Source organism: Streptomyces sp. NPDC030143 (genome assembly GCF_055573695.1).
Genome location: NZ_JBVIAY010000005.1, coordinates 332,109 through 355,563, shown reverse-complemented (window position 1 = coordinate 355,563; position 23,455 = coordinate 332,109). Strand labels below are relative to the sequence as shown.

17 protein-coding genes and 1 pseudogene are annotated in these 23,455 nt (G+C 74.8%); 9 read left to right on the top strand and 9 right to left on the bottom strand.

Annotation, left to right across the window (positions count from 1 at the left end):
- Nucleotides 1–8: 8 nt before the first annotated feature.
- Nucleotides 9–305 carry a hypothetical protein gene (locus tag ACZ4YY_RS12195; protein WP_468287479.1) on the bottom strand — a complete coding sequence of 99 codons (297 nt, stop codon included), beginning with the start codon at nt 303–305 and terminating at the stop codon, nt 9–11.
- A 170-nt stretch (nt 306–475) separates the two neighbouring features.
- On the opposite strand from ACZ4YY_RS12195, the gene ACZ4YY_RS12190 reads away from it, so the two are divergent.
- The gene (locus ACZ4YY_RS12190; RefSeq protein ID WP_468287476.1) at nt 476–841 is read left to right on the top strand and encodes a nuclear transport factor 2 family protein; all 366 of its coding nucleotides are present in this window, start codon (nt 476–478) and stop codon (nt 839–841) included.
- Nucleotides 842–911: 70 nt separating this feature from the next.
- Here ACZ4YY_RS12190 and ACZ4YY_RS12185 read toward each other — a convergent pair whose 3' ends face one another.
- Complete coding sequence (locus ACZ4YY_RS12185; RefSeq protein ID WP_468287473.1) at nt 912–2,876, bottom strand: RICIN domain-containing protein; 1,965 nt, start codon at nt 2,874–2,876, stop codon at nt 912–914.
- Nucleotides 2,877–3,133: 257 nt separating this feature from the next.
- On the opposite strand from ACZ4YY_RS12185, the gene ACZ4YY_RS12180 reads away from it, so the two are divergent.
- Nucleotides 3,134–4,360: a glycosyltransferase gene (locus tag ACZ4YY_RS12180; protein WP_468287722.1), complete on the top strand. Its 1,227-nt coding sequence runs from the start codon at nt 3,134–3,136 to the stop codon at nt 4,358–4,360.
- Between the two features lie 85 nt (nt 4,361–4,445).
- On the opposite strand, the gene ACZ4YY_RS12175 is transcribed toward ACZ4YY_RS12180, so the two are convergent.
- The gene (locus ACZ4YY_RS12175; protein WP_468287470.1) at nt 4,446–5,108 is read right to left on the bottom strand and encodes a TetR/AcrR family transcriptional regulator; all 663 of its coding nucleotides are present in this window, start codon (nt 5,106–5,108) and stop codon (nt 4,446–4,448) included.
- A gap of 171 nt (nt 5,109–5,279) precedes the next feature.
- Here ACZ4YY_RS12175 and ACZ4YY_RS12170 point away from each other — a divergent pair, with 171 nt between their 5' ends.
- A complete protein-coding gene (locus ACZ4YY_RS12170) occupies nt 5,280–6,536 on the top strand; it encodes a YncE family protein (RefSeq protein WP_468287467.1) in 1,257 nt (418 codons plus the stop codon).
- Nucleotides 6,537–6,597: 61 nt separating this feature from the next.
- Here the strand turns inward: ACZ4YY_RS12170 and ACZ4YY_RS12165 are convergent, their stop codons facing one another.
- The gene (locus ACZ4YY_RS12165) at nt 6,598–8,454 is read right to left on the bottom strand and encodes a cellulase family glycosylhydrolase (RefSeq protein WP_468287464.1); all 1,857 of its coding nucleotides are present in this window, start codon (nt 8,452–8,454) and stop codon (nt 6,598–6,600) included.
- 285 nt (nt 8,455–8,739) lie between these two features.
- On the opposite strand from ACZ4YY_RS12165, the gene ACZ4YY_RS12160 reads away from it, so the two are divergent.
- Nucleotides 8,740–9,834 carry an XdhC family protein gene (locus tag ACZ4YY_RS12160; RefSeq protein ID WP_468287460.1) on the top strand — a complete coding sequence of 365 codons (1,095 nt, stop codon included), beginning with the start codon at nt 8,740–8,742 and terminating at the stop codon, nt 9,832–9,834.
- Between the two features lie 9 nt (nt 9,835–9,843).
- Here the strand turns inward: ACZ4YY_RS12160 and ACZ4YY_RS12155 are convergent, their stop codons facing one another.
- The 4 genes from ACZ4YY_RS12155 to ACZ4YY_RS12140 are packed head-to-tail and all read right to left on the bottom strand — an operon-like array spanning nt 9,844 to nt 13,477.
- Nucleotides 9,844–10,344 (bottom strand): metallophosphoesterase family protein, encoded by a 501-nt coding sequence (locus ACZ4YY_RS12155; RefSeq protein ID WP_468287457.1) that lies wholly within the window; start codon nt 10,342–10,344, stop codon nt 9,844–9,846.
- Between the two features lie 57 nt (nt 10,345–10,401).
- Complete coding sequence (locus tag ACZ4YY_RS12150; protein WP_468287454.1) at nt 10,402–10,581, bottom strand: hypothetical protein; 180 nt, start codon at nt 10,579–10,581, stop codon at nt 10,402–10,404.
- 29 nt (nt 10,582–10,610) lie between these two features.
- Entirely contained in the window at nt 10,611–10,982 is a 372-nt protein-coding gene (locus ACZ4YY_RS12145) for a DUF6479 family protein (protein WP_468287451.1), read from the bottom strand.
- 50 nt (nt 10,983–11,032) lie between these two features.
- Nucleotides 11,033–13,477 carry a SpoIIE family protein phosphatase gene (locus ACZ4YY_RS12140; protein ID WP_468287448.1) on the bottom strand — a complete coding sequence of 815 codons (2,445 nt, stop codon included), beginning with the start codon at nt 13,475–13,477 and terminating at the stop codon, nt 11,033–11,035.
- Between the two features lie 218 nt (nt 13,478–13,695).
- On the opposite strand from ACZ4YY_RS12140, the gene lanKC reads away from it, so the two are divergent.
- The 4 genes and pseudogenes from lanKC to ACZ4YY_RS12120 form a co-directional block, all read left to right on the top strand.
- Nucleotides 13,696–16,362 carry a class III lanthionine synthetase LanKC gene (gene lanKC / locus ACZ4YY_RS12135; RefSeq protein WP_468287445.1) on the top strand — a complete coding sequence of 889 codons (2,667 nt, stop codon included), beginning with the start codon at nt 13,696–13,698 and terminating at the stop codon, nt 16,360–16,362.
- Nucleotides 16,363–16,418: 56 nt separating this feature from the next.
- On the top strand, nt 16,419–16,535 hold the full coding sequence (locus tag ACZ4YY_RS12130; protein WP_468287441.1) for a SapB/AmfS family lanthipeptide: 117 nt from the start codon (nt 16,419–16,421) through the stop codon (nt 16,533–16,535).
- A 92-nt stretch (nt 16,536–16,627) separates the two neighbouring features.
- Nucleotides 16,628–18,331, top strand: coding sequence for an ATP-binding cassette domain-containing protein (locus ACZ4YY_RS12125; protein WP_468287438.1), 1,704 nt, complete (start codon nt 16,628–16,630; stop codon nt 18,329–18,331).
- Between the two features lie 506 nt (nt 18,332–18,837).
- Nucleotides 18,838–20,112 (top strand): annotated as a pseudogene (locus ACZ4YY_RS12120) (ATP-binding cassette domain-containing protein); the annotation flags it as partial.
- Nucleotides 20,113–20,394: 282 nt separating this feature from the next.
- On the opposite strand, the gene ACZ4YY_RS12115 reads toward ACZ4YY_RS12120, so the two are convergent.
- Nucleotides 20,395–21,000: a LuxR C-terminal-related transcriptional regulator gene (locus ACZ4YY_RS12115; protein ID WP_468287435.1), complete on the bottom strand. Its 606-nt coding sequence runs from the start codon at nt 20,998–21,000 to the stop codon at nt 20,395–20,397.
- Between the two features lie 278 nt (nt 21,001–21,278).
- Between ACZ4YY_RS12115 and ACZ4YY_RS12110 the strand changes: the two genes are divergently transcribed.
- Nucleotides 21,279–23,432, top strand: coding sequence for a SpoIIE family protein phosphatase (locus ACZ4YY_RS12110; RefSeq protein WP_468287432.1), 2,154 nt, complete (start codon nt 21,279–21,281; stop codon nt 23,430–23,432).
- The last annotated feature ends 23 nt before the right edge of the window (nt 23,433–23,455 follow it).

Here is a 23,455-nt window from a genome sequence, read left to right as displayed (position 1 = left end):
GCGACGGCTCAGGTCTCGACGGCGGGCAGCAGGCCGGTGACGGGGGCGACGAGGTCGGTGAGCTGGTGCAGTTCCCTCAGCTGGTTCGGGTTGATCTTGTTCAGCTCCCCGAGCTGGCGCGAGACCGGCGGGAGCGCCTCGCGCTGCTCGGCGGGGATGCCGCTCGCGGCGAGCGAGTCCAGCGTGGTCATCGGGTTGATCGGGCCGGAGGCCGGGGCGTCGGCCGCGTTCGCCAGGGGCGCGGCGAGGCCCACGGCCCCGGCGGCGATCGCGGCGGCGGCGACGATGCGTCGAGTGGAGATCATGCCCCCAGCAACGCGCCGCGCCGCCTCGCGGACACGGGTGGACGGGACTGCTCACCCGACAGGCGCAGCCCGCCGTCCGCGCTTGCCGACCGGGGTGGGGCGGAGGAGCCTCGGAGGTGGGGCACGGCGGCCCGTCCTCCCCTCGGTCGCGGCCCTCGCAGGAGGTCACCATGAGTACGTCGGCAGGCTCCGCGTTCGACACCGAGGCTCTGCGCAGGGGCATAGAAGGACGTACGGCGACGACGTTGCTGTCGCTGTACGCGGACGACGCGGAGCTGCGCGTCGTCGACCACAACAGCCGGCCCAGCCGGCCCACCGTGCTGCACGGCCGCGACGAGATCGCCCGGATGCTCGACGACGTCTACAGCCGCGAGATGACGCACAGGCTGGAGGACTGCGTCGTCCAGGGCGACCGGGCCGCGTTCAGCGAGTCCTGCGAGTACCCCGACGGTGTGCGCGTCCTCGCCGAGTCGATGATCTCGCTGCGGGACGGGAAGATCGTCGAGCAGACGATGATCCAGGCGTGGGACGAGTAGGCGGCGGAGCCCGCCCGGTCGGCCCCGCGCACGCGGGGGGCCGGCCGGGCGGTGTCGGGAACGCTGGCCGTCAGGTCAGGGTCCACTTCTGGTTGGCGCCGGTGCCGCAGGTCCACAGCACCATCGGGGTGCGGTTGGCCGTGCCCGCGCCGTAGGCGTCGAGGCAGAGGCCGGAGTGGACGTTGGTGAGGGTGCCGTCGGCGTTGACGTTCCACTTCTGGTTGTTCTGACCGTTGCAGTCCCAGATGACGACCTTGGTGCCGTTGGTGGTGCCGAGGTTGTAGGCGTCCAGGCATTTGTTGCCGTACACCACGAGTTCCTTGCGGGAGGTGTACGTCCAGGCCTGGTTGGAACCGCCGTTGCAGTCCCACAGCTCGGCCTGGGTGCCGTTGGTGATGGTGTTGTTGTAGAGGTCCAGGCAGCGGGCGGACTGCCTGCCGACGACGAGGGCGCCGTCGGTGCCGGGCAGGGGGCGGACGGTGATGTCGGCGAGGGCGGGGGCGCCGGTGAAGGCGAGCGTGTTCGTCGAGCCCTTCGAGAGGGAGACCTGGAGGGTGATCGTCCCCTGCGCGGAGCCGGTGGGCGGGAAGGACACCGTCGTCGCCGTCTGGCCGTTGACCTTCAGGGTCGCGGTGCGGGCGGTGGTGGAGGTGTTGGTGTAGGCGACGTCGACGACCTTCAGGCCGGTGGTGCCGGCGACGACTCCGGAGAAGCTCGCGGTGCCGGGGTAGGTGCTGCCGGACGCCTCGGTGCCGCCGGTGACGGTGAGCATCACCGAGCCGCCCGCCGGGACGTTCGCGGTGTAGCTCGTGGCGTAGGTGCCGACGTCGGCGCGGGCCCACAGGTCGCGGACGGTCGCGGAGGCGTTCGTCAGGCCCAGGTCGGACCAGCGCACGGTGATGTTCCGTGCCGTGGAGGTGCGGTTGAGCAGGACCACGGCGCGCTTGCCGGTTCCGGCGAGGACCTTGCCGTACACCTGCGCCCCGCTGGTGTCCTCGGCGACCTTGACGCCCTGGAGGCCGCGCGGGTCCTGGTCGACGGCGATGACCTCGGGGTTCTTGAGGACGGCGGCGGTCTCGGCGGTCATCGTCGCGAGGTTGTTGCCGGCGAGGAGCGGGGCGCCGGAGACGGCCCACAGGTTCATGTGGGTGCGGTTCTGGGCGGCGGTGAAGCCGTCCATGCCGACCATCAGCATGTCCGGGTCGTTGTAGTAGCCGGTGTGCTGGGCGGTGGGGTGCAGGCCCTGGTCGAAGTTGGACAACATGCTCGTCGTGGAGGGCTTGTTGCCCCAGTAGACGATGTCGGTGCTGGTGCGGAACATGGGGGCGAGGCCCGGGGCCCAGTTCCAGGTGTTCTGGTAGCCCCAGTTGCAGATCGACAGGGTCAGCGGGCGGCCGGTGGTGGCGGTGGCCTTGCCGACGGCGTCGCTGATCGCCCGGTACGTCGTCGCCGCGTCGAGGCCCTCGGCGTCACCGCCGCACCAGTCGACCTTCACGAAGTCGAAGCCCCACCGGGAGAACTGGAGCATGTCCTGCTCGTAGTGGCCCTCGCTGCCGCTGCCCGGGGCGGCGGGGCGGCCGGTCGGGAAGTAGTAGCCGCAGCCGTCCTTTCCGGCGTCGGTGTAGATGCCGGCCTTGAGACCCTTGCTGTGGATGTAGTCGGCGATGGCGGCCATGCCGCCGGGCCACTCCGTCTCGTCGACGGTGATGTTGCCCGCGCCGTCACGGGTGCCCTGCCACCAGCCCTCGTCGATGTTGACGTACTGGTAGCCGGCCGCGGGCAGGCCCGCCGCGACGAACGCGTCGACCTGCTGCTTGATGACGTTGTAGTCGATCTTGGCGGCGAAGCTGTTCCAGGACGCCCACCCCATGGGGGCGGTCGGCACGGCGATCTGCCGGGTGGTGGCGGCACCGGCCGGCCCGGGCTGGACGAACACGACGGCGGCTGCTGCGGTCAGCAGCAGGGCGAGGACCCGGACCGCGGCGTTCCTGCAGCGCCGGACCAGGCCGGGGTGGCGCGGGGAGGGGGGATGCATACGACTCCTTCGACCGGGACGGGCCCGGCCACCATTCGTCGGCGAGGGAGGGGCGGCGACGTCGGTCGGTCCGACCTGCCCGCCTCGAGGGCGAAGTATCGAACCAGGGTCGGCAATCCGAACATGCCGCGCCGAAACTAGAGGCGCGCGAGGGTGAAGTCAACGGCTGCGGCAGGAGTGAAGTGGCCGTTTCTGCACCGCCCTTTCGCCCGCGTCGGCCCGGCGCCGCCATACTGTCCGTCGTGCGAGTGGCGATCATGACGGCGGGCTCCCGGGGTGACGTGGCCCCCTTCACCGGACTCGGCCACGGGCTGGTGCGCGCGGGCCACGAGGTCACGCTGGTCACCCATGAACGGTTCGCGCCCCTGGTCACGGGCTCGGGGGTGGGGTTCCACCCACTGCCGGTCGACCCGCGGGCCGAGCTTGAGTCCGAGCGGGGCCGGGGCCTGCACCGCAGCACCACCGGACCGGGCAAGCTGCTGCGACTGGCGCGCATGGCCCGGGAGCTGGTCGGCCGCATGAGCGACGATCTGCTGGCCGCCGCCCGCACCAGCGACGTCCTGCTGCTGTCCGCCTCCCTCGCGCCGCTGGGCCACACCATCGCCGAGGGGCTGTCCCTGCCGAGCATCGGCCTCCACCTCCAACCCACCGCCCCCACCCGGGAGTTCGCACCGCCCCTGCTCGGCGGCGGTTCCTGGGGCGCGCTCGGCAACCGGCTCGCCGGGCACGGCGTGGAACTCGCCGTCGAACAGGTCTTCGCTCCGGCTCTCCCGGCGCTCCGCGCCCGCCTCGGGCTGCCCGCGGCGAGCCCGCGCACCGGGCGGCTGGCGCGCGAACACCGGGCCCGGCCCGTCCTGCACGGCTTCAGCGCCGAGATGGTCCCCCGGCCCCGCGACTGGCGGCCGGGACTGGACCTCGTCGGCTACTGGTGGCCCTACGACCGCGACACCGGCCTTCCGGTGGCGCTGCGCGACTTCCTCGACGCCGGGCCGCCGCCGGTCTTCGTCGGGCTGGGCAGCGCGACCGTGCCCGACGCCGAGCGGCTCAGCGCCGACATCGTGCGGGGTCTGCGGCGGGCGGGGCTGCGCGGGGTGATCCAGCGGGGCTGGGCCGGTCTGGCGGCGGACGGCGACGACATGTTCACCGTCGACGAGGTCCCGCACGCGCTGCTCTTCCCGGAGACGGCCGCCGTCGTCCACCACTGCGGGGCGGGCACGACGGCGGCCGGGGTCCGCGCCGGTGTCCCCGCGGTACCGGTGCCGGTCCAGTTCGACGAGGGCTTCTGGGCGGGCCGCCTGGTGCGCCTCGGCACGGCCCCCCGAGCGCTCCCGCTGCGCCGCCTCACCGCCGACGGCCTCGCCGAAGCACTCGTCCGCGCCACCAGCGAGCCCTCCTACCGGCGGCGGGCCGCGGAGCTGGGGGCACTGGTGCGGGCGGAGGACGGGGTGGGGCGGGTCGTGGAGGCGGTCGCACGGTTGGGGTAGCCGAGCCGGGCGTGGCGCTGCGGGGCGGGGTGCCGGGCGGTCGCCGAAGCCGCGGGGTCGACGGGTCGCCGACGCCCCTCGAGCGCTACGGGGCCGTGGGCGACCAGCCCGGTGGACGCAGGATGCCCAGCAGTTGCCGGACCAGCTCGTCGACGACCTCGTCGAGGGTCGCGTCCACCCAGCCGGCGCTCCAGTCGTGCAGGAGGCCGTTGACGCTGCCGATGAACGCCGTCGCCGCGAGACGGTAGTCGCAGGGCGCCGCCTCGCCGCGGGCGGCGGCCTCCGTCGCCTCGGAGCAGATCAGGTCGACCCAGCGGGCCCGGCGGGCCAGGCGCTGTTCCTCCAGGCGCGGGCTGACGCCGACGATCTCGACGAATGTGATGCGGATGCGGCGCGGGTCGCCGGTGACGTCGCCCGCGTAGGCGCGGAAGATCGCGGTGACCCGGGCGGCGAGCGGCAGGTCCCGGGCGGTGGCGAAGGCGGCGACCACCGCCTCCTCGGCCCAGTCGTTGACCTGGAGGTGCAGCGCCGCGAGGACGTCCTCCAGGGTGCGGAACTCCTCGTAGAACTGGCGCGTCGAGAGCCCGGCCGCCTCGCTGAGCGCCGCGACCGTCGTGCCCCGGTAGCCGGGGGTGTCCCCGAACAGTTGCAGGGCGGCGTCCAGGAATCGCCGGCGCCGCTCGGCCTGCCGCTCGGCGGCGGTCTTGCCGGCGTACCGGCCGGTCGGCGCCCTCAGCCTGCCCGCCACGGATCCTCCCTCGTCACTGTCTCGCTCGATTTTGTCGCGCCCGCGGTCTTGTGGCGAAGGCCACCCCTTCCTTACTTTCCAGTAAGTCAACTCTGAACGCACCGGTGTTCAGATTCGGGCGAGCCTCACGCGCGCCCGCGCACCCGCCCCCACCCAGAGGAGAGAGCACTCATGCCTGCCTTCAGAACCAGGCACCTATGCTCCGTGGCCGCCGCCCTCGTCCTGACCGTCACCGCCCCCGCGACCGCCGCCACCGCCGCTCCCGCCGCTCCCGGCACGGCCGCGCTGCGCGAGGTGATGTTCGTCGGCAACAACTGGGACGGCACCGCCGACGTCATCCGGTCCACCGGCGACTTCGCGAGGATCGGCCGGATCGACGTCATCCCCGACAAGGACGAGCGGATGGCGGAGATCAACGCCGACCCCGTCCGCTGGATCGCCTTCATGACCATCCGCAACAGCGTCGGCGAGGGCCACGACCAGTTCGTCGACGACATGTACTCCACGCCGGACGGCTCCTCCGTGGTCGTCTCGCGGCCCAGTTTCGCCGACGTCGTCTCGATCGACCTCGCCACGGGGGACATCAACTGGCGCTTCCCCGTGTCCGGTTACCGCTCCGACCACATGGCGGTCTCCCCCGACGGCACGCGGGTCGCGGTCTCCGCCTCGACGTCGAACACCGTGCACGTGCTGGACATCGAGACGGGCCGGCAGCTCGGTTCGTACGCCACGGGCGCCAAGCCGCACGAGAACATCTTCACCAAGGACGGCAGGCACATCTGGACCATGTCGATCGGCGAGGTGAACACCGCGCTGGACGCCCCGTGGCTGGACTGGACGAAGGGCGACCGGCGCATCACCGTCGTCGACGCGACGACGTTCCAGCAGGTCAAGGTCATCGACATGCGCCAGCGGCTCGACGCGATCGGTCTGTCGGACCACTCCGACGCCGTCCGGCCGGCCGTGTTCTCGCCGGACGAGTCCAAGCTGTACTTCCAGGTCTCCTTCTTCAACGGCTTCTTCGAGTACGACATCGCCACCGACAAGATCACCCGGACGAAGACCCTGCCGAAGAACCCGGCGACCAGCGACGACCGCACCACCTTCGTCAACGACTCGCGCCACCACGGCCTGTCCGTGAAGCCGGACGGCAGCAAGCTGTGCGTGGCGGGCACGATGGACGACTACGCGACCGTCGTCGACCGCGCCACCCTCCAGGAAGGTCCGCTGATCACCGCCTCCAAGCCCTACTGGGCCACCGTCAGCGGGGACGGCAGGAGCTGCGTCGTCTCCGAGAGCGGTACCGACCAGGTCACGGCGATCGACTTCGCCACCGGCCGGAAGGTCGTGTCGGTCGCGGTGGGCGACCACCCGCAGCGCGTCCGGCTCGGGCACGTCGCCGCCGACTGGACGAGCCCGGGGAACTGACCGGGCGGCGTGGCGCGCGGCCGGGACGGCGCCCCCGGGACCACCCCGGGGGCGCCGTCGTCTACCCCACCTTCTGCGCGGCCCAGGCCGACAGTTCCGACCGGGCCGCCGCGAGCAGGGACGCGGACGGCGAGGCCGCCCCGTTGGTCACCAGGGCGTAGTGGACGGTGCCCTTGTCCGGTGCGGTGAGCAGCAGGCGGCGGCTGCCCGTGCCGCCCGGTTCGGGCGCGGCGGCGATCGGGGTGGTGCTCGTGTACGCCGGCGGGCCGTGGACCGCGCCCAGATCGGAGACGACGGTGGTGGCGGCGGTCCCGAAGGAGGCCGGCAGGTGCAGTTCGGTCGGGGCCGCGGTGCCGTTCGAGCGCCACACCAGCAGGCCGTACTGGCCCGAGCCGACCAGTTGCGCCACACCGGGCAGCGAACTCGGCACCGGGTTCCAGGTCAGCGTCGTCGAGCCGTCGCGGGAGCGGTCCTCGTAGGTGAAGGCGAGGGTGGTGCCGCCGGTGGCGCTCGGGTAGACCCGGTCGAGCAGCCGGGAGTCCTGACGGAGCGTCGCCCTGCCGGCGTCGTCGAGGCGCACGGCGGAGAGGTTCTCGTCGTTCCAAGCGTCGCCGGCGGTGAGGACCTTGTCGGGGTTGCCGTTCATCAGCTCGCGGTGGCGGCCGTGGTAGATGTCCCACTGCCACTGCTGGCCGGAGAGGACGGGACCCGAGGCGGCCGGGTTCGTCCACCAGTTCGCGCCCTTCACCCGCGAGTCGAGGCCCTGGTACATGGCTTTCAGGACGGTCGGCGCCTTGTCCGCGACCGTGCCGGCGAGGGGGTGGCCGAACTCGCTGACCACGGCCGTCGTCCCGGCCGCAGCCGCCCGGTCGCGGACCGTGCCGAAGTCGCCGGCGTACTGGCCGTCGGCCGCCTTGCCCCACATGAAGAGCCCGGAGATGGCCTTCTGGTCGTAGAAGTGGGTGTTGAAGACGAAGCGGGAACCGAGGGTGCCGGCGTCGAGGAGACCGCCCTCGTGCTTCTGGAAGTCGATGTTGGCGTTCCAGAAGAGGTTCGGCTCGACGAGGGCGGGCTTGTCCTGCCAGCCGGCGGCGTCCATCCGGGCCCGGAACTTCACGTAGAACGGCCACAGCAGGTCCCGTTCCCAGGTGCGGCTGTTCTGGCCGGGGTCGTAGGCGCCGGCGAACGGCTCGTTGTAGGGGTCGAAGCCGACGACACCCGCGAACTGCTCGGCGGTCAGGTGCTGTCGGACGTACGCCATGGTCTGCTGGGCCATGGACAGGAAGGAGTCCTGGAGGCCGTGGGCGTTGTGCCAGAAGTCGTGCTGGGCGGCCTTCACCGCGCCGTTCTGGGTGATGTTCTGGCCCCAGAAGAGGCAGATGCCGCAGGACTCGTCGGGGTAGCCGCCGAGCTCCACCGCCCACCGGGGGGCGCCGTCGCCGGTGTACCAGCTGTCGGGGTCGAAGAGGTACCGGGAGTAGAGGTCCTGGTGGAAGTCGGGGTAGACGCGGATGCCCGCGTCGAGGAAGGCACGCATCTGGTCGGTGGCGGCCGCCAGGTAGGAGGCGTCGACCTGGCCGCGCACCGGTTCGGCGTACGCCCAGGAGAGCAGGAAGCGCACGGAGTTGCCGCCGCCGAGGGTCCGCAGGGCGGCCGCCGACTTCTTCGCGTCGGCGGCCGAGGCGAAGGGCAGACCCTTGTTCTCCGCGAGCTTGGTCTCGCCGGAGACGTTGTAGCCGCGCAGCACGACCTCGCGGCCGTGGGCGTCGACGAAGCGGCCGCCCGACACGGTGAGGGCGCTGCCGTCGAAGGGAAGGGAGTCGGGGAGGGGGGCGGCGGCGGACGGGGTACCGGCCACCGTCAGGAATCCGCAGAGGACGACCAGAACAGCGAGCAGACGTGCCCGAATATTCGGCATGTCCACTACAGTCCGGCCATTTTCGGACACCGTCAATACCACCTGACCCTCGAGTAAGTTGACTGTCAGTCACCCCGGCTGTCCCGCGACGGCCCGGGCGGGGTCCCGGGGCGGCCCTCCCTGGGCGGGACGGCGGCCCGGTGCGGGCGGGCGGCCCGGTGCGGGGGGGGGCGGCCCGACGAGGGCGGACGGTGGTCCGGTGGCGGTCCGGTCGCCCCGGGGGCGGGTACCCGGACGGGTGTGGTGGGGGATGTGAGGTCGGCGGTGGGCGGGAAGGAGTCGGGTGTGCGGGATCTTCTTCCGGTGCTGGCGGGGTGGTACGCGGACGGGGAGCCGTTCGGGCTCGCCACCGTGGTCGCCGTCAGCCGCAGCGCGCCGCGCGAGCCCGGCGCGGCGATGGCGGTCGGGCCCGGTGGCGAGGTCGTCGGCAGCGTGTCCGGGGGCTGTGTGGAGGGGGCGGTGTTCGAGCTGGCCCGGGAGGTCGTGGCGAGCGGTGCGGCTCGGCTGGAGACCTTCGGGTACGGCGACGACGACGCGTTCGCGGTCGGTCTGACCTGCGGCGGCGAGATCACGCTCCTGGTGCGGCCGGTGACGCCCGCGCTCGACCCGTCGTTCGGGGCGGTCGCACGGTCGGTGGCGGCGGGCGAGCCGGTGACCGTGGCGACCGTGACCGACGGGCCCGCCCCGCGCGGCGCCGTCCTCTCCGTCTGGCCGGAGCGGGCCTCCGGCACGCTCGGCGCCGAGGCGCTGGACACGGTGGTCGCCGCCGACGTCCGCGGCGAGCCGGCCCCGGGGGTGACGGGCGTGCGGCGCTACGGGCCGCGCGAGGACGCCGTCGCGGTGTTCCTGCACTCCTTCGCGCCGCCGCCGCGGATGCTGGTGTTCGGCGCGGTCGACCACGCGGCGGCCGTGGCCCGCGTCGGGGGCTTCCTCGGCTACCGGGTCACGGTGTGCGACGCGCGGCCCGTGTTCGCCACGGCCGCGCGGTTCCCGCCGGGCGTGGAGGTCGTCGTCGAGTGGCCGCACCGCTATCTGCGCGGGACCGGCACCGACGGGCGCACGGTGATCTGCGTGCTGACCCACGACCCGAAGTTCGACGTACCGCTGCTGGAGGAGGCGCTGCGCCGGCCGGCCGCGTACATCGGGGCGATGGGCAGCCGCCGCACCCACGACGAGCGCCGGCGCCGGCTGGTCGAGGCCGGGCTCACGGACCGGGAGCTGTCCCGGCTGCGCTCGCCCGTCGGACTCGACCTCGGGGCGCGTACGCCCGAGGAGGTGGCGGTGTCCGTGGCCGCCGAGATCGTCGCGCTGCGCCGGGGCGGCAGCGGTGCCCCGCTGACCGTCACGGAAGGGGCCGTCCACCGCCCGGGCACCGGGTGACACCGGGGTTCAACGAGGGGGCAGCCGGTGCAGGACCACGTCCGTCAGGCGCCCGCCGTCCACCGCCGCCGTCAGGTACGTGCAGTGGGGCTGGCGGCGGCGGTCGGTCGGGGAACCCGGGTTGAGCAGGCGCAGACCGCCGGGGGCGGTGGTGTCCCACGGGATGTGGCTGTGCCCGAAGACCAGGACGTCGAGGTCGGGATACCGGGTGGCGCAGCGCTCCTCGCGGCCCCGGGCGGGGCCGGTCTCGTGGACGACGCCGAAGCGCAGGCCGCCGAGGTCGGCGAAGGCGGTCTCGGGAAGCCGGGCGCGCAGCTCGGGGCCGTCGTTGTTGCCGTACACGCCGATCAGCCGGCGGCTGCGGCTTTCGAGCAGATCGAGGGTGGCGGTGTCGACCCAGTCCCCCGCGTGGATCACCACGTCGGCGTGCGCGAGTTCGTCGAGCAGCGGCGCGGGGAGGGCCTTCGCCCGTCGGGGGAGGTGCGTGTCGGAGGTCAGCAGGAGGCGCACGCCGTCAGCGTACGGCGTGCGCCCCTCGTCCGCCGCGGGAGCCGCTCCGGCCCCGGGTCAGTCCTCACCCCGGACGATGTGGCCCTCCGGCGCGGACCGCGTCCCGGCGGTCAGGCCGGCGATGTCCACGGCCGGGATGCAGGTGCGCAGGGCGGGGCTCTCCCGCAGGCGGCGGGCCCTGGCCCAGCCCGTCTCGGGCCGGCGCGGGGCGGGTTCGTCCTCGAACGACGAGGTCACGGCGGTTCATCACCCTTCATGTGTGGCGGTCAGCGGGCACCGGGGCCGCCGCTGCCGAACGAACCGCTGGAGCCGGGGTCCCAGCGCGGACGCGACTGGTCGTCGCCGGCGCGGCCGCCGGTGGGCCGCAGTTCGTGCGGGGTGAGGCGGTCGCCGTCCGCGGACTGCGGCATCTCGTTCGGTTCGCGCCTCTCGTGGCTCTCGCGGACGGGCCCGGAAGCGGGCATCCGGGGCTGTTCCTCGGGCCGGGGCGGGGCGGGCTCGCCCCGGCGAACCCGGTAGCCCAGGCGGAAGGCCCAGATGATGCCGGCGACGAGAGCGATGCCGACGACGACGAACGCTACGGAGGCCAGCACGGACCTCCCCGAAGCCGCCAGGTGGGCGGTGGCGATGGTGTCCATGGACCGCGGGTACCCCGCGGTCGGCGCGGGACACGTGGGGCCGCGCCGGTTCACCCCGTCAGCGCCACCTCGCCCCACACCTGCTTGCCGCCGCTGACCGGCACCGCGCCCCACGCCTCGGACACCCCCTCGACCAGCAGGATGCCGCGACCGCCGGTCGCCTCCCAGCCGGGGTCGGTGGGCTGGACGGGGGTGCGGGGCGAGGAGTCGGTGACGGCGACGCGCAGCCGCCGGCCGACCAGGGAGAGGTCGAGGCGGACCCGGCCGTCGGTGTGCACGAGGGCGTTGGTGACGAGTTCCGACACGACGAGCAGGGCGGCGTCCGTCGCGTCGTCGCGGACGCCCCAGGAACGCAGGGTGCGGCGGCTGAAGCGGCGGGCCTGCCGGGCCGCCTCGGGCACCCGCCACACCGTCCAGCCCTCGCGCAGCGGCCTGACGGCCATGCCGTCGTAGCGCATGAGGAGCAGTGCGACGTCGTCGCCGCGGTGGGCGTGGCCGAGCAGGGCGTCGGCGACCAGGCCGAGGTGGGCGGGGTCGGAGCCGGCCAGCCCCCTGGCGAGGCGGTCCATGCCCGCGTCGATGTCGGAGTCGGCGGACTCCACGAGCCCGTCGGTGGTGAGGGCGACGACGGTGCCGGGGACGAGCCGCAGCGGGGTCATGGGGAAGTCGGCCTGGGTGACGACGCCGAGCGGGGGGCCGCCGTCGGACTCGACGATGTCGGTGGAGCCGTCCGGGTGACGCAGGACGGGCGGCGGGTGTCCGGCCCGGACGCACCAGGCGGTGCCGCCCTCCATGTCGACGTCGACGTAGCAGCACGTCACGAAGAGGTCGGTCTCCAGCTCCATGAGGAGCCGGTTGGCGTGCGAGACGACCACGTCCGGCGGGTGTCCTTCGGCGGCGTAGGCGCGCAGGGCGGTCCGCATCTGGCCCATGAGGGTGGCGGCGCCCGTGCTGTGGCCCTGCACGTCGCCGATGACGAGGGCGACATGGTGGTCGGGCAGCGGGATCACGTCGTACCAGTCGCCGCCCACCTCCAGGCCGGCGGTCGCGGGCAGGTAGCGGGCGACGGCGACCGCGCCGGGGAGTTTCGGCAGGCGGCGCGGGAGCAGCTGGCGCTGGAGCATGGCGACCAGTTCGTGCTCGGCGTCCAAGGCGTGGGCGCGCGTCAGGGCCTGACCGACGAGGCCGGCGGAGGCGGTGAGCAGGGCGCGTTCGTCGGGGCCGAAGTCGTGGGGGGCGTCCCAGCCGATGAGGCAGGCGCCGGCCATGCGGCCCGCGGCGGGCAGCGGCAGCACGGCCAGTCCGCCGGGTCCGACCTCGGCGAGGGCCGGCTCCAGAGGGGTGCCGGCGGGCCAGATCTGGGCGCGGCCCCCGCGCAGGGCGGCGGCGAGGGTGGGCATGGCGCGCACGGGCGCGTCGGGCCACTCGGTGCGCCACTCCAGCCGCCACAGCTCGGGCCAGGCCTCCGGTTCGGGCGGGTCCAGGACGGTGACGACGAGCCGCTCGTTCTCCAGCTCGGCGAGCGCGATCCGGTCGGCCCGCAGGGGCGCCCGCAGCGCGGCGACGACGGCCTTGCTGACGTCGCGGACGGTGCCGGCGGTGGCGAGCGCGGCGGCCAGGCGCTGGACGCGGGCCACGTCGGTGACGTCGGAGCGCAGCGTGGAGGCGTCGGCGACGGTGCCGACGAGGCGGGCGGGGTGCCCCTCGCCACCGGGCAGCAGACGGCCGCGCAGCCGCAGCCAGCGCGGCGGGCCGGCGGGCCGCAGCACCCGGAACTCCAGCTCCCGCTCGCCGATCGACATGTGGTCGGCCTCGACCACGGACATCAGCGAGGGCAGGTCCTCGGGGACGGTGAGGCCGAGCAGGGTCTCCACCCGGCCGTCGAACGCGGCCCGGCTCACGCCGAACAGGTCCAGGATCTCGTCGCCGACCTCGACGCGTCCGGTGTCCATGGCGAGGGTGAAGGCGTCGGCCGGCAGTTCCTCGCCCTCGACGGGCGGGCCGGGGACGGGCAGCGCGACGGCGTCGGCGACGAGCCGCAGGCCGGCGCGGTCGTCGGGGTCGAAGCCGCCCGGGTGCTCGCTGACGGCGAGGAGGCAGCCCCCGGCGCCGTCGGTCACCGGCAGGGCCGCCAGATGGACGTCCTGGGCGGCGGCCCGCCGCGACTCGGCCCGGTCGGCGAGGTCGTCGGGGCCGAGCCACAGGGGCCGCCGGGAGCGGTGAGCGTCGGCGGCCGGTGAGCTCCCGTCGACGGGATAGGTCTCGCGCAGCCCGTACAGGGTGCGCGGGACGCCGGCCGAGTCGACGAGGCAGAGCAGCTCGCCGTCGTCGCCGGGCGTGTACACGGCGGCGAGGGAGGCGCCGGTGAAGACGAGCGCCTGTTCGAGGACGCGTCGGGTCCGTTCGGGTGAGGCGGGATCGGCTGTGATCGTCGCGAGAGCGACCTGGACGCGCAGCGTTCTCGTTCTGCGCTCCGCAGCACCCTCAGTGACCACGTCCGTATTACAGCGCTTATGAGACGTGCGCGCAGCCCCTGTGGCCGATTCACAGCGGCCGGGCGGGGCTCGGGCGCGCGGCGGGCGGGGATCGCGATCGAAACCGGCCGAACATGTCTTTACCCATGCGTTCCGCACACCGATGTCGTGACAGGCGTGACTGTCGGCGCCCCGCTGCCCACTGCGAGTCTCGTGGCCGGGCCGACGGAGGGGGACGCATGGACAAGCGGTACGAGGTGTACGCGCTGGCGGACGCCTGCTTCTACGAGACGCCCGACCGGCTGGACACGGGCGGCGGGGCCGCGCCGCTGTTCGAGACGGCGCGGCGGGCCGTGCCCGAGGGCTGGGAGGCGGCACGGATCGGCGACTGGCTGACACTGACGCCGCTCGGGACCGACGGGGCACCGGCGCCCGGCCCGGCCCAGGGCTGGAAGATCCACGCCTCGGCCACCCGGGCGAACGCGGAGGAGATCGCGGGAATCGTGTGGGACTACTGCGTCCCGCGCCGCATCCCGTTCAAGTTCGTACCGGGTCCGCACCTGCTGCACCTGCGCAACACCAAGTACGCCGGCCGCGACACGAGCGGCAAGTTCGTCACCGTCTACCCGGCCGACGAGGAGCAGCTGCACACGGTCCTGCGCGAGCTGGGCACCCAGCTCAAGGGCTTCGAGGGCCCCTACATCCTCACCGACCTGCGCTGGCACGACGGCCCGCTCTACGTCCGCTACGGCGCCTTCGCGCGCATGTTCACCGTCGACGAGCGGGGCTCGCTGGTGCCGGCGGTGCGCGACGGCGCGGGAACACTGGTGCCGGACCGGCGGGCGCCGTCCTTCCAGGTGCCCGACTGGGTGACGCTGCCGGCGTTCCTCGAGCCGCATCTGGCGGCGCGCGGTGCCACGACGGTGGGCGAGCTGCCGTACCGGATCGAGAAGGCGCTGCACTTCTCCAACGGCGGCGGGGTGTACGCCGGCACCGACCTGCGGGACGGGCGCAAGGTGGTGCTGAAGGAGGGGCGCCCGCACGCGGGGCTGGCCTCCGACGGGGCGGACGCCATCACCCGGCTGGAGCGCGAGAAGCACGCGCTGGAGGCGGTGGCGGGCACGGGGGTGGTGCCCGAGGTGCGGGACTGGTTCACCCTCGGCGACCACCGGTTCCTGGTGATGGACTTCGTGGAGGGGCGGCCCCTCAACTCGTTCTTCGCCGAACGGCACCCGCTGCTCGACCCCGACCCCGACCCGCGGGCCGTCGCCGCGTACACCGCGTGGGCGGTGCGCATCCACGGCGCGGTGGAGCGGGCGGTGGAGAAGGTGCACGCGCGCGGGATCGTCTTCAACGACCTGCACGTCTTCAACATCATGGTCGCGCCGGACGAGGAGTCGGTGTTCCTGATCGACTTCGAGGCGGCGGCCCCGGCCGCGCAGAGCGGCCGGCAGGTGGTGGCGCACCCCGGGTTCTTCGCCCCGCCGGACCGCCGGGGCGTCGACGTCGACCGGTACGCGCTGGCCTGTCTGCGGCTCGCCCTGTTCCTGCCGGTCACCACGCTGTTCGTGGTCGACCGGGGCAAGGCGGCCCATCTGGCGGAGGTGATCGCCGAGCAGTTCCCGGACGTGCCGCGCGCCTTCCTGGACGAGGCGGTCGAGGAGATCACCCGCACCCCGGACGCGGAGACGGCCGGTACCGCGGACGGCCGGTCCGCCCGCCCCCCGGCCGGCGGGTCCGCGGCGTCGGCGCCCGCCGAGCGGGTGGAGCCCGGCGACTGGCCGCGCAGCCGCGACGCGATGGTCGGGGCGATCCTCGCCTCGGCGACCCCGGACCGCGACGACCGGCTCTACCCCGGTGACGTCGCCCAGTTCTCCGACGGCGGCGGGCTCGGCCTCGCGCACGGCGCGGCCGGTGTGCTGTACGCGCTGGCGGCCGTCGGCGCCGAACGCCACGAGGAGGGCGAGCGCTGGCTGCTGGAGCACACCGCGCCGCCGCCCACGGGCACCCCCCTCGGCCTGTACGACGGTCTCGCGGGCGTCGCCCACGTCCTGAACCTGCTCGGCCACCGGCAGCGGGCCCTGGACCTGGTCGACGGCATCCTGCGCGAGCGCTGGCAGAAGCTGTCCTGGGACCTCCAGGGCGGTCTGGCCGGCCTCGGCCTGGTCCTCGGCCACCTGGCACGCGAGACGGGCGAGCCGGAGCTGCGCGCGCGGACCGCGGAGACCGCCGACCTGCTCGTCGCACGCCTGGCCGAACCGGCCGCCCCCGCACCCCGCCGGCGGGCCGGGCTGCTGCGGGGCGCGAGCGGACCCGCGCTGTTCCTGCTGCGGCAGTACGAGGCGACGGGCGAGCGCGCGCTGCTGGAGGCGGCGGCGACCGCGCTGCGCCGGGACCTGGAGTGCTGCGTGGAACGCGCCGGGGGCGCCCTGGAGGTCGACGAGGGATGGCGGACGCTGCCCTACCTCGGCGACGGCAGCGTGGGCGTGGGGGCGGTGCTCGACGAGTACCTGGCCCTCGCCGGGGACCCCGACGGCTCCTTCGAGAAGGCCCGGGCCGGCGTCCTCACCGCGGCCACCTCGCGCTTCTACGCGCAACCCGGACTCTTCCAGGGCCGCGCCGGGATGATCCTGCACCTGGCCCGCACCGGCACGCCCGGGGCGACGCGGGCCAGGCTGGAGCAGCAGATCGCCGGGCTCGGCTGGTTCGCGATGCCCTACCGGGGCCGGCTCGCCTTCCCCGGCCACCAGATGATGCGGCTGTCCATGGACCTGGCCACCGGGACCGCGGGCTGTCTGCTCGCGCTCGCCGCGGCCCTCGACGCGGACACCGACGCCCACCTGCCCTTCCTCCCGCCGCCGCACCGGCGGCCCACCGACGCGGTTCCGTCCTCGACGGAGTCGTGACACAACCCCGTCCCCACGGGACGAATCTTCATCCGACCGGACGAAAGGACACCACCATGGCCCTGCTCGACCTGCAGACGATGGAATCCGACGAGCTCACCGGCGGCGGCGGCGCCAGCACCGTCAGCCTGCTGTCCTGCGTCAGCGCCGCGAGCGTCATGCTCTGTCTGTGACGGGCACCGCGCACTGACCGCCCCGGGCGGCCGTCTCCCGCGAGGGAGGGGCCGCCCGGGGTCCGTCCCGTGACCCCGAGGAGGACGCCCCGGTGGAACGGACCACCCGCGAACTGCTCGGCGCGGCGGCCCGGCACAGCGGCGCCCGCTGCGCGGCCCTGGGCCTGGTGAGCGTGGCGACGACCGGCGCCGGACTGCTGCTGCCCGCCGCTCTGGGCCGCGCCCTGGACCTGCTGCTCGCCGGGGCGCCGGCCGGCCGCTGGGTCCTGGCCTGCGCGGCCCTGGTCCTGCTGCTGACCCTGCTGGACACCTGCGAGACGGTTCTCACCGGCACCGTCGACGCCCGCGCCACCGCCTTCCTGCGCCGCCGGGTGAACGGCCACGTCCTGGCCGTGGGCCCGCGGCTCGCACCGCGCTTCGGTCCCGGCGACCTCGTCGCCCGGCTCGTCGGCAACGCCGCCCAGGCCGGTACCGCGCCCGCCGCGCGGGCCGCCCTGCTCGCCGCGCTCGCCGGACCCGTCGGAGGAGTGGTGGCGCTGGCCCTGATCGACCCGTGGCTCGCGGTCGTGTTCCTGACCGGCGCGCCCGCCCTGACGCTGCTGCTGCGCACCTTGGCCCGGGACACCTCCGCCTGCGTCGCCGAGTACCAGCGGGCCCAGGGACGGATCGCGGCCGCTCTCGCCGAGGCGGTCGCCGGAGCCCGCACCATCCGCGCGGCCGGGACGGCGGACCGGGACACGGCGCGAATCCTGCGGCCGCTGCCCGAACTGGCCCGGGCCGGCCGGCGCATGTGGCACGTCCAGGGCCGGGCCGCCGCGCAGGCCGTCGCCGTCGCCCCGCTGCTGCACCTGGGGGTCCTCGCCGTGGCCGGCCTGCTCCTCGCCCGGCACCGCGTGTCCGCCGGTGACGTCCTCGCCGCCTCCCGCTACGCGGTCCTCGCCACCGGCGTCGGCGTCCTGGTCGGCCGGCTGTCCGGACTGGTCCGCTCCCGGACGGCGGCCGAACGCCTGGGCGAGGTCCTCGCCGAGACGGCCCCGGCCCACGGCGACCGCCGTCTCCCGCCCGACGGGCCGGGCCGGCTGGAGCTGCGCGGGGTGACCGCCCGGCGCGGCGGACGCACCGTCCTCGACGGTGTCGACCTCGTCGTGCCCGGGGGGACGACCCTCGCGCTGGTGGGCCGCTCCGGGTCGGGCAAGTCGCTGCTGGCCGCGCTCGCCGGCCGGCTGGCCGACCCGGACGGCGGGCAGATCCTGCTGGACGGGGTCCCGCTGCCCGAGCTGTCCCGGGCCGAGCTGCGCGCGGCGATCGCCCACGCCTTCGACCGCCCCGCCCTCCTCGGCACCACCGTCGAGGACACGATCGGGCTCGGCCTGTCCCGCCCCTGCCCCGCCCGGGTCCGGGAGGCGGCCCGCACGGCCCACGCCGACGACTTCGTCCGCCGTCTGCCCGCCGGGTACGCCACCCGCTGCGCGGACGCACCCCACTCCGGCGGCGAGGCCCAGCGGCTCGGCCTCGCCCGCGCCTTCGCCCACGGCGGTCGTCTCCTCGTCCTCGACGACGCCCTCTCCAGCCTCGACACCGTCACCGAGCACCAGGTCACCGAGGCGCTCCTGCGCGCCGACGCGGGTGGCACCCGCCTCGTCGTCACCCACCGGGCCGGCACGGCGGCCCGCGCCGACGCCGTGGCCTGGCTGGACGGAGGGCGGGTGCGGGCGGTGGGACACCACGCCGAGCTGTGGCGGTTGGCGGGCTACCGGGCGGTGTTCGGCGCGGACGAGGAGGGGGCGGTGGCGTGAGCGAGCGGGACGGGACATGCGATGGACCGCGACAGCACGGCCGTTACGGACAGCACGGACAGGACGGACAGGACGACACCACCGGCGGACCGCGACAGCACGGCCGGCACGGACAGGACGACACCACCGAGGGGCTGCGACGGCGCGGCGTGCGCTTCCTGCGGGCGCGTCCGCGGGTCCTGCTGCGGCTGGCCGGCTGGTCCGTCCTCGAGACCGGCCAGACCTTCCTGCTCGGCTTCGCGCTGGCGCGGGCCCTGGACGACGGCTTCCTGAGCGGGCGGGTCCGGGTGGGGCTCGGATGGCTGGCGGTGGCCGCCGTCGGTGTGCTCGTCGGGGCGTACGGGACCGGGCGCGTGTACCGGGCGGTCGCGGCCCTGGTCGAGCCGCTGCGAGACCGGCTCGTGACACGGGTGGTGGAGCGGGGGGTGCGGGAGGCGGATCGCGGGGCGCTGTCGGGCCTCACCCAGCAGGTGGAGATCGCCCGGGACACCTTCGCGGGCCTGGTGATGGTCTCCCGTTCGTTCGTGTTCACGTCCGCCGGCGCACTGGCCGGCCTGTTCTCGCTCGCTCCCGCCCTGCTGCTGGTCGTGGTGCCGCCGCTCGCCGCGGCGGTGGCCCTCTTCGCCGTGACCCTGCGTCCGCTGGCCCGGCGGCAGGAGGCGTTCCTGGCCGCCGACGAGGCGCTGGCGGGCCACCTCGGCGCGGTCTGCGCGGGGCTGCGCGACGTCACGGCCGCGGGTGCGGAGGAGCGGCTCGCCGCGGACACCGACGTCCTCGTCCGCGCCGAACTGCGGGCGGCGCGCTCCCTCGCCCGCTGGGGGGTGGCCCGGGTGGCGTGCCTGGCACTCGGCGGCCACCTGCCGGTCGTCCTGCTCCTCGCCGGCGCCCCGTGGCTGTTGGCGCACGACGTCACCCCCGGCGCGCTGGTCGGTGCCCTCACCTACGTGACCCAGTCCCTCCTGCCGGCCCTCGCCGCTCTCATCCACGGTCTGGGCACGAGTGGCTCCCGCCTGACGGTGGTCCTGCGCCGCCTGACCCTGACGACGGCCCCCGACGACGACGGCCCGGCGGTCCCGGACACCGGCCCCGAAGCCCGACGACCGCCCGCCGACCCCGCCCCGGACGGCGGGACCGGCCCGGACGGCGGGACCGGCCCGGACGGCGGGACCGGCCCGGACGGCGGGACCGGCCCGGACGGCACGGCCGCCCCGGACGGCGGGACCGGCCCGGGCGTACGCGGGGCCGCGAACAGCGCCGACCGGACATGCCCGTCCCACCCGGACCGGGAAGCCACCCCACCGACACACGGGGACGCGAACGGCACCCCCACCGTGTCGGGCGGGGGGCCGCTCGCCGAACCCGCCCTCCACCTCGCCTCCGTCACCTTCGCCTACGGGCCCGCCTCCGCCCCCGTCCTGGACGGCCTCGATCTCACCCTGCCGACCGGGGGGCATCTGGCCGTCGTGGGCACCAGCGGGAGCGGCAAGTCGACGCTCGTGGGGCTGGTCGCCGGCGTGCTGGCGGCGGGACGCGGGGTGGTGCGGGTGGGCGGGCGGCCCGCGGCGCGGGCCGGGGCGCTGCGGGTGCTCATTCCGCAGGAGGCGTACGTGTTCGGCGGGACGCTCGCCGAGAACCTGGGGTACCTGCGGCCCGACCCGGTTGCGGAGGGCGAGATGCTGGCCGCCGCCGAGGCGGTCGGGCTGGGCCCGCTGCTCGGCCGGCTCGGCGGGATCGCGGCCCCGGTGGACCCGGCGGCGCTGTCGGCCGGGGAGCGCCAGCTGGTCGCCCTCACCCGCGCCTATCTGTCGTCCGCGCCGCTCGCCCTGCTGGACGAGGCGACCTGCCATCTGGACCCCGAGGCCGAGGAGCGGGCGGAGCGGGCCTTCGCCCGGCGGCCGGGCGGCACGCTGGTGGTCGTGGCCCACCGGATCAGTTCGGCCCGCCGGGCCGGCCGGGTGCTGGTCATGGACGGCCCGCGCACCGCGTACGGGACGCACGAGGACGTCCTGCGCCGGTCGGCGCTGTACCGCGATCTCGTCGGCCGGTGGGAGCCGGACGGACCGTCACAGCCACCCCTGCCCCTGCGAGATGCGGATGGCGTCGATGCGGTTGCGGGCCCCGGTCTTGCGGGTGATGGCGGCCATGTAGTTGCGCACGGTCCCGTGGGACAGGTGCAGGCTTCCGGCTATCTCCGCCACCGAGGCGCCCTCGGCCGCGAGGGTTAACACGCTCAGCTCCCGGCGGGTGAGCGGCATCTCGGCGGCCTTGAGGAAACCGAAGCCCAGCGACTCGTCGACGAAACGTTCCCCCAGCGCGACCCTGCGGATCCCGTGCAGCAGACGCTCCGGTGAGCCCGCCTTGTCCACGTAGCCGAGCGCCCCCGCCTCCCAGGCTCTCTTCAGCAGGCCCGGTCTGTTCGCGCTGGCAAGGACCAGCAGCCGGGCCGGTGCCCCCGTGCCGCGGGGGGTGAGCTCCCCCAGGGGCGGGATGCCGTAGGTGTCCTCGCACTCGAGGTCGGCGGCGCAGACGTCGGGCCGCACGGACCTGATCCGGGCCGGGGCGTTGCGCCACGGTGTGTCGTCCACGCGCAGGTCGGGCTGTCCCGACAGCCACTGCGCGAGAACCGCTCGCACCAGACACTCGTCGTGCACCAGAAGTACCCGGATCACTGCCGCCCCTTCGGTCCTGCCGCCCCTGGTTTCGCGATGATGAACGCGTGCCCCATTGTTGGGCCCCGCGGACCCCTTCCGGGCGCGAAGATCCGGCCATCGGGATGCGCGGGGGCGCACGTCCGGCGCCCGCACGCCGCCGCGCGCATCGACTGGGGTGGCATGCCCGGGGGCCGACGGGGTATGCCCTCGCGCCGGAGGGAACGCCGCTCGCCGTGCGCTCCGGGCCGTCAGGGGGCAGATTTGGTTCCCTGGACCCCGCGGGACCGGGCGAGGAGGTGGTCGCCGTGTCCGACGGACCCAGGTCCGGCCGGCCGCCGCCGGCCGTCAGGGACCCGGTGGGCCATCCGCTGCTGACGCTGGCGCTGACGGGGATGATGGACGCCGTCGGCGCGCACTCCGGTGCCGTCTACCTGCGGGTGGGCGACGCGCCGGTCCTGGACATGGCGGTGATGGCCGGACTGCCCCGGCCGTTCGCGGCGCCCTGGGAGCGGGTCGGGCTGAGCGCGCCGATCCCGGTCTCCGAGGCGGTCCGCGAGCGGTCCCTGGTGTGGGTGGGCGGCGAGGAGGACATGGCCCGCCGCTATCCGAGGATCGCCGTCGTCCTGCCGTACCCCTTCGCCCTGGCGGCACTGCCGCTGGCGACCGAGTCGAAGGTGTACGGCGCCGTCTTCGTGACCTGGCCGGGCTCGCACCCGCCGGAGCTGTCCCAGCGCGAGCGGCGGGAGCTGGAGTCGGCCTGCGAGCGGCTCGCGCTGCGGCTGGAGCGGGCGGCGGCGCAGAACCGTCCGGTGCGCGCCGAGACCGACCCGCTGGCGACGGCGCCGATCGGCGCCGTCGCCGACACGCTCGGCACGGTGGAGGCGGCGCGGATGGTGGCCCGGCTGCCCTACGGCCTGTGCTCCCTGGACCTGAGCGGGCGGGTGACCTTCGCCAACGCCGCCGCGTCGGCCCTGCTCGGCGTGCCGGTGGGCGGGCTGCTGGGCACCCAGTTGTGGGCGTCGGTGCCCTGGCTGAACGACCCGATGTACGAGGAGCGCTACCGGGCGGCGCTGATAAGCCAGGAGTCCACCTCGTTCGTGGCGCTCCGCCCGCCCTCGCACTGGCTGTCGTTCCGGCTGTATCCGAGCACCAACGGGATCAGTGTGCGGGTCAGCCGGGCCCGGTCGGTGTCGCGGACGCGTCCGGCCGGCTCGCAGGAGGGGGACGCGCCGGCCCGGCTGGTGTCGATGTCGCAGGCGCTGAGCCTGGCGGGGGCGCTCACCGAGACGGTGAGTGTGCAGGACGTGGTGCGGCTGGTGGCGGACGAGATCGCCCCGGCCGTCGGCAGCCAGGCGCTGGCCCTGCTGGGGGCCCGGGTGGGCCGGCTGCACGTGCTGGGGCACCACGGCTATCCCGACGCCGGGGTGGTCGAGCGGTTCGACGGGATGCCGCTGACCGCGCCGACGCCGGGCGCGCACGCCGTCGCGCACGGTGTGCCGGCGTTCTTCGACTCCCGTCAGCGGCTGGAACACCTCTATCCGGCCCGGCACGCCACCCCCGACGGGTTCGCCGCCTGGGCCTATCTGCCGTTGATCGTCTCCGGCCGTCCGGTGGGCGCGTGCGTGCTGGCCTATGCAGAGCCGCACGCGTTCTCCACGCACGAGCGCGCGGTGCTGACGAGCCTGGCGGGGCTGATCGCCCAGGCCCTGGACCGGGCGCTGCTGTACGACGTCAAGCACAAGCTCGCGCACGGCCTCCAGGAGGCGCTGCTGCCGCACTCGCTGCCGGCGCTGCCCGGTGTCGAGGCCACCGCCCGTTATCTGCCGGCCACCCGGGGGATGGAGATCGGCGGCGACTTCTACGACCTGGTGCCCTCGCGGCCGCTGCCGGCGGCGGTGATCGGGGACGTGCAGGGCCACAACGTGACCGCGGCGGGTCTGATGGGGCAGATCCGGACCGCCGTGCGCGCGTACACGACGGTGGGTCAGGAGCCGTCGGAGGTCATGCGCAGCACCAACCGGCTGCTGATCGACCTCGGGGCGGAGCTGTTCGCGAGCTGTCTGTACCTGCGGCTGGATCCGGGCCGCGGGCGCGCGGTGATGGCGCGGGCCGGGCATCCGCCGCCGTTGGTGCGCCGGCCGGACGGCCGGGTGCGCGTCCTGGACCTCGCCGGCGGGCCGCTGCTGGGCATCGACGGCGACGCGACGTACGCGACGACGGAGGTGGACCTCTCCCCCGGTTGTGTCCTCGCCCTGTACACCGACGGGTTGATCGAGGCGCCCGGTGTGGACATCGAGGACGCGGTCGCGGCGCTGGGGCGGCGGCTGGGCGCGGCCGGGGACCGGCCGCTGGAGGAGGTGGCCGACTCTCTCGTGGGGTACCACGCTGCGGCGGAGGAGCGCATCGACGACGTGGCGCTGCTGTTGCTGCGGGCGCGCGGGGACGCCTGACGTATCGTCAGGCGTCCCCGCGT